The organism is Streptomyces sp. SID5910 (genome assembly GCF_009862125.1).
Taxonomy (GTDB): Bacteria; Actinomycetota; Actinomycetes; order Streptomycetales; family Streptomycetaceae; genus Streptomyces.
Window position 1 is genome coordinate 1 of record NZ_WWHX01000910.1, and the last position, 5970, is coordinate 5970.

General features: G+C 72.2%; 7 protein-coding genes. 5 read left to right on the forward strand and 2 right to left on the reverse strand.

The window, feature by feature from the left end; translation table 11 throughout:
* On the reverse strand, nt 1-171 hold a 171-nt coding region (locus GTW67_RS37225; protein WP_237519146.1), incomplete at its 3' end, for a DUF6314 family protein.
* Between the two features lie 66 nt (nt 172-237).
* Nucleotides 238-906: a hypothetical protein gene (locus GTW67_RS32630; RefSeq protein WP_161168363.1), complete on the reverse strand. Its 669-nt coding sequence runs from the start codon at nt 904-906 to the stop codon at nt 238-240.
* A 128-nt stretch (nt 907-1034) separates the two neighbouring features.
* On the opposite strand from GTW67_RS32630, the gene argC reads away from it, so the two are divergent.
* From argC to GTW67_RS32655, 5 genes are read left to right on the forward strand one after another with little or no spacing between them, the layout of a single operon-like run.
* Complete coding sequence (gene argC / locus GTW67_RS32635; RefSeq protein WP_161168364.1) at nt 1035-2063, forward strand: N-acetyl-gamma-glutamyl-phosphate reductase; 1029 nt, start codon at nt 1035-1037, stop codon at nt 2061-2063.
* On the forward strand, nt 2060-3211 hold the full coding sequence (gene argJ / locus GTW67_RS32640) for a bifunctional glutamate N-acetyltransferase/amino-acid acetyltransferase ArgJ (RefSeq protein WP_161168365.1): 1152 nt from the start codon (nt 2060-2062) through the stop codon (nt 3209-3211). The genes argC and argJ overlap by 4 nt, the downstream gene beginning before the upstream one ends.
* Nucleotides 3208-4110 carry an acetylglutamate kinase gene (gene argB / locus GTW67_RS32645; protein ID WP_161168366.1) on the forward strand — a complete coding sequence of 301 codons (903 nt, stop codon included), beginning with the start codon at nt 3208-3210 and terminating at the stop codon, nt 4108-4110. Before argJ ends, argB begins: the two co-directional genes overlap by 4 nt.
* The gene (locus GTW67_RS32650; RefSeq protein ID WP_161168367.1) at nt 4107-5312 is read left to right on the forward strand and encodes an acetylornithine transaminase; all 1206 of its coding nucleotides are present in this window, start codon (nt 4107-4109) and stop codon (nt 5310-5312) included. The genes argB and GTW67_RS32650 overlap by 4 nt, the downstream gene beginning before the upstream one ends.
* A gap of 7 nt (nt 5313-5319) precedes the next feature.
* Complete coding sequence (locus GTW67_RS32655) at nt 5320-5859, forward strand: arginine repressor (protein ID WP_161168368.1); 540 nt, start codon at nt 5320-5322, stop codon at nt 5857-5859.
* Nucleotides 5860-5970: the final 111 nt, after the last annotated feature.

Sequence of the window (5970 nt, forward strand, 5' to 3'; positions counted from 1 at the left end):
GAAGGCGCCGGACTCGTGGCCGCGCAGACCGCCGTCCCCGCACGTCTCGAACACGGTCGTCCCCTCGAAGCGGCCGGTGTCGCCGCTCGCGAGGTCCCGCACCGACCGCTCGGTGCGCCACCGCCCCGCCAGGTACGCCAGTACGTCGGGTACTGGCCAGAACTCGCCCATCGCGTGCCGCTCTCCGTCCCACGCATCGCTGCGCGACCCATTGACGCGCATCCGCCCTCCCTGTGTTCAGCGCTCCTTGCGGCGCCCGAACCAGCCCCGGCCCCCGCGCGGCTGAGGCGCAGGCGCCTGCTGAGGTGCTGCCGCCGGCCCGGCGAACGGCGGCAGGCCCTTGAACCGCTCGTCCAGCGTGACCGTCGGCGTGATCCGGTCCAGCACGGCCCGGACCAGGGTCAGCGGGTGGTCGGGGAAGTGCGCGTCCCAGGACGCGTCGTCGGCCACGTGATACGGCAGCCCGCCGGCCACGTCGGGGGCATAGGGGTGGGGCCGGAAGTAATCGGCCGGCCCCACCCGCGCCATCACCGAGGCCTCCCGTATCCCGGTCGTCGCCCCCTCCGCCGCCTGCACCTTCAGCACCGTGCTGCACGCGGCCCTCGGCACCGTCCACGACCCGAGGAACACCTGCCCGTGCCCGTTCGGCCGCGGCACCTTGATCAGCTGCCGCACCGCCGGCACCCCGTCCACCGCGCCGTCCAGCGCCTCGATCAACGCACCGCCCGCCCCCGCCACACCGTGCGCGAGACCGGCCCGCAGCGGCCCGGACGCGTCGAGCGGGGCGGGAAGGTCGGGGACGAGGGGAAAGAAGTGCACCGACAGCACCGCCCCGTGCGCATCGGTCCACACCCCCGGCTCGCGCTCGGTGAAGCCGGTCAGGTCCATGCCGGTGATCGGAGTCATGCCGCTCATCATCGCGGACCCGCGCGTGGGTCCGGCCGGGCACCGGCCTGCCCACCGTAGACCGCGAGGCCGCGTTGCATAAAACTGCATGGATACGTATAGTCATGCCATCAAGGATGGAGGACGTCATGGCGGTACGTGCGGCGGTGGCCGGAGCCAGTGGGTATGCGGGCGGAGAGCTGCTGCGTCTGCTTCTCGCGCACCCCGATATCGAGATCGGCGCCCTGACCGGCAACTCCAACGCCGGGCAGCGGCTCGGCGCCTTGCAGCCGCATCTGCTGCCGCTGGCCGACCGCGTCCTGGAGGCGACGACGCCCGAGGTGCTCGCCGGGCACGACGTCGTGTTCCTCGCGCTGCCGCACGGGCAGTCCGCCGCCGTCGCCGAGCAGCTCGGGCCGGACGTGCTCGTCGTGGACATGGGCGCCGACTTCCGGCTGAAGGACGCCGCCGACTGGGAGACGTTCTACGGTTCCCCGCACGCCGGCACCTGGCCCTACGGCCTCCCCGAGCTGCCGGGCTGCCGCGCCGCGCTGGAGGGGTCCAGGCGCATCGCGGTGCCCGGTTGCTACCCCACCGCCGTGTCCCTGGCGCTCTTCCCGGCCTACGCCGCATCCCTCGCCGAGCCCGAGGCCGTGATCGTCGCCGCCTCCGGCACCTCCGGCGCGGGCAAGGCGGCCAAGCCCCACCTGCTGGGCAGCGAGGTCATGGGCTCCATGTCGCCGTACGGCGTCGGCGGCGGCCACCGGCACACCCCCGAGATGATCCAGAACCTCGGCGCGGTCGCCGGCGAGCCGGTCTCCGTGTCCTTCACGCCGACCCTCGCGCCGATGCCCCGCGGCATCCTCGCCACGTGCAGCGCCAAGGCGAAGACCGGCGTCACCGCCGAGGCCGTCCGCGCCGCCTACGAGAAGGCCTTCGCCGACGAGCCCTTCGTGCACCTGCTGCCCGAGGGGCAGTGGCCCGCGACCGCCTCCGTGTACGGCTCGAACGCCGTCCAGGTGCAGGTCGCGTACGACGCCGCCGCGGGCCGGATCATCGCCATCGGCGCCATCGACAACCTGGCCAAGGGCACCGCGGGCGGTGCCGTCCAGAGCATGAACATCGCCCTGGGTCTCGACGAGACCACCGGACTGACGACGATCGGAGTTGCGCCGTGAGTGTGACGGCAGCAAAGGGATTCACGGCGGCGGGCATCGCCGCCGGGATCAAGGAGAACGGCAACCCCGACCTGGCCCTCGTGGTCAACACCGGCCCCCGACGCGCCGCCGCGGGCGTCTTCACCTCCAACCGCGTCAAGGCCGCGCCGGTCCTGTGGTCCGAGCAGGTCCTCAGGAGCGGGCAGGTGTCGGCCGTCGTCCTCAATTCCGGTGGCGCCAACGCCTGCACCGGCCCCAAGGGCTTCCAGGACACCCACGCCACCGCCGAGAAGGCCGCCGAGGTGCTCGGCACCGGTGCCGGCGAGGTCGCCGTCTGCTCCACCGGGCTCATCGGCGTCCTGCTCCCCATGGACAAGCTGCTCCCCGGCGTCGAGACCGCCGCCGGTCAGCTCTCCGAGCACGGCGGCGAGAAGGCCGCCATCGCCATCAAGACCACCGACACCGTGCACAAGACGTCCGTCGTCACCAAGGCCGGCTGGACCGTCGGCGGCATGGCCAAGGGCGCCGGCATGCTCGCCCCGGGCCTCGCCACCATGCTCGTCGTCCTCACCACCGACGCCGACCTGGACGCCGGGACGCTGGACCGGGCCCTGCGCGCCGCCACCCGCGTCACCTTCGACCGCGTCGACTCCGACGGCTGCATGTCCACCAACGACACCGTGCTGCTGCTCGCCTCCGGCGCCTCGGGGATCACCCCCGAGTACGCCGAGTTCGCCGAGGCCGTCCGCACCGTCTGCGACGACCTCGGCCAGCAGCTCATCCGGGACGCCGAGGGCGCCAGCAAGGACATCAAGGTCGAGGTCGTGAACGCCGCGACCGAGGACGACGCCGTCCAGGTGGGCCGCACCATCGCCCGCAACAACCTCCTCAAGTGCGCCCTCCACGGCGAGGACCCCAACTGGGGCCGGGTGCTCTCCGCGATCGGCACGACCTCCGCCGCCTTCGAGCCCGACCGGCTCAACGTCGCCATCAACGGCGTCTGGGTCTGCAAGAACGGCGGCGTCGGCGAGGACCGCGAGCTGGTCGACATGCGCTACCGCGAGATCCACGTCGTCGCCGACCTCGCCGCCGGCGACGCCACGGCCACCATCTGGACCAACGACCTCACCGCCGACTACGTCCACGAGAACAGCGCGTACTCCTCATGAGCACCACGCGGAAGCACACCGCCCTCCCGAAGGCGCAGATCCTCATCGAGGCGCTGCCGTGGCTGGTCCGCCACAACGGCAAGACCGTCGTCATCAAGTTCGGCGGCAACGCCATGATCGACGAGGAACTGAAGGCCGCGTTCGCCCAGGACGTCGTCTTCCTGCACCACGCCGGCCTCAAGCCGGTCGTCGTGCACGGCGGCGGCCCCCAGATCAGCGCCGCCCTCGACAAGCACGGCATCGTCAGCGAGTTCAAGGCCGGCCTGCGCGTCACCACCGAGGACGCCATGGACGTCGTACGGATGGTGCTGGCCGGGCAGGTCCAGCGCGAGCTGGTCGGGCTGCTCAACCAGCACGGCCCGCTCGCCGTCGGCCTCACCGGCGAGGACGCGCACACCATCACCGCCACCAAGCACCAGCCCGAGATCGAGGGGCAGCTCGTCGACATCGGGCGGGTCGGCGAGATCACCGACATCGACACCGGCGCCATCGAGGCCCTGCTCGCCGACGGCCGCATCCCGGTCGTCTCCTCGATCGCCCGTTCCCAGGACGACGGACATGTCTACAACGTCAATGCTGATACGGCGGCTGCGGCACTCGCTGCGGCGCTCGGCGCCGAGACTCTCATGGTCCTCACCGACGTCGAGGGCCTCTACGAGGACTGGCCGGACTCCGACGAGGTGATCAGCCGCCTCACCGCCTCCCAGCTGGAGAAACTGCTGCCCGAGCTGTCCAGCGGCATGGTGCCGAAGATGGAGGGCTGCCTGCACGCCGTACGGGGCGGCGTCACCACCGCCCGCGTCATCGACGGCCGGGTCCAGCACTCGATCCTGCTGGAGATCTTCACCGACGAGGGGATCGGCACGATGGTCGTGCCGGACGAACAGGGGGAGTCGTGAGCAACGAGGAACTGACCGCCCGGTGGCAGGGCGCGCTGATGAACAACTACGGCACGCCCCGCCTGCCCCTGGTCCGCGGCGAGGGCTGCCGGCTCTGGGACGCCGACGGCACCGAGTACCTCGACTTCGTCGGCGGCATCGCCGTCAACGCGCTCGGCCACGCCCACCCGGCGGTCGTCGACGCGGTGAGCCGGCAGATCGCCTCCCTCGGCCACGTCTCCAACCTCTTCGTCGCCGAGCCGCCCGTCGCCCTCGCCGAGCGGCTGCTCCAGCACTTCGGCCGCGACGGCAAGGTGTTCTTCTGCAACTCCGGCGCCGAGGCCAACGAGGGCGCCTTCAAGATCGGCCGGCTGACCGGGCGGCCGCACATGGTCGCCACCGACGGCGGCTTCCACGGCCGCACCATGGGCGCGCTGGCGCTGACCGGGCAGCCCGGCAAGCAGAAGCCGTTCCTGCCGCTGCCCGGCGACGTCACGCACGTGCCCTACGGCGACGCCCAGGCCCTGGCCGCGGCGGTCACCGAGGAGACCGCCCTGGTGATCATCGAGCCGATCCAGGGCGAGAACGGCGTCGTCGTGCCGCCCCCGGGCTACCTGAAGGCCGCCCGCGCCATCACCGCCGCGACCGGCGCGCTGCTCGTCCTGGACGAGGTGCAGACCGGCATCGGCCGCACCGGGCACTGGTTCGAGTACCAGGCCCACGAAGGCGTCCTGCCCGACGTCGTCACCCTCGCCAAGGGCCTCGGCGGCGGACTCCCGCTGGGCGCGACGGTCGCCTTCGGACGCGCCGCCGAACTGCTCCAGCCCGGTCAGCACGGTACGACCTTCGGCGGCAACCCGGTCGCCTGCGCCGCCGGTACCGCCGTTCTCGACACCATCGCGGGCGAGGGGCTGCTGGACAACGTCAAGCGGCAGAGCGAGGCGCTGCGCGGCGGAATCGAGGGCCTGGGCCATCCGCTGGTCGCCCACGTCCGGGGCGCCGGACTGCTCCTGGGTATCGTGCTCACCGAGCCACTGGCACCCCAGGTGCAGCAGGCGGCTCAGGAGGCCGGGATCCTGGTGAACGCGCCCGCACCCGATGTCGTACGGCTGATGCCCGCGCTGAATCTCGGCGACGACGTGGTGGAGGCGTTCCTCGGGGCGCTGCCCGGCATCCTTGACCAGGCCCACGAGGCCCACGGGGACGGACGATCCGGAGAATGAGACGACGATGAGCCAGGCGCAGGAGCACGAGCAGACCAACGGGCCTGCCGTACCGCAGACCCGCACCGCACGTCACCGCCGGATCGTGGACATCCTCAACCGGCAGGCGGTGCGTTCGCAGAGCCAGCTGGCGAAGGTGCTCGCCGACGACGGGCTGACCGTCACGCAGGCGACGCTCTCCCGGGACCTGGACGAGCTGAACGCGGTGAAGATCCGCAACACCGACGGCGACCTCATCTACGCGGTGCCCAGCGAGGGCGGTTTCCGCACCCCGCGGGCGCCGCTCGGGGAGTCGGCGAAGGAGGAGCGGATGCGGAGGCTCTCCGCGGAGCTGCTGATCTCCGCGGAGGCGTCGGCGAACCTCGTGGTCCTGCGGACCCCTCCGGGGGCGGCGCAGTTCCTCGCCTCGGCGATCGACCAGGCGGAGCTGCACGACATCCTGGGCACGATCGCGGGTGACGACACGCTGCTGCTGATCAGCAGGGAGGCGACGGGGGGGCAGGCGCTGGCGGACCACTTGCTGCGGCTGGCTCAGAACGGCCACTGAGCGCTGCGCGGCTTGTGCCGGTGGCGTGCCGCGGGTCGTGGGGGGCTGGTCGCGCAGTTCCCCGCACCTCACCCCACTCAGCTGCGGGCAGTCGTGCCGCTGGGGCGGCAC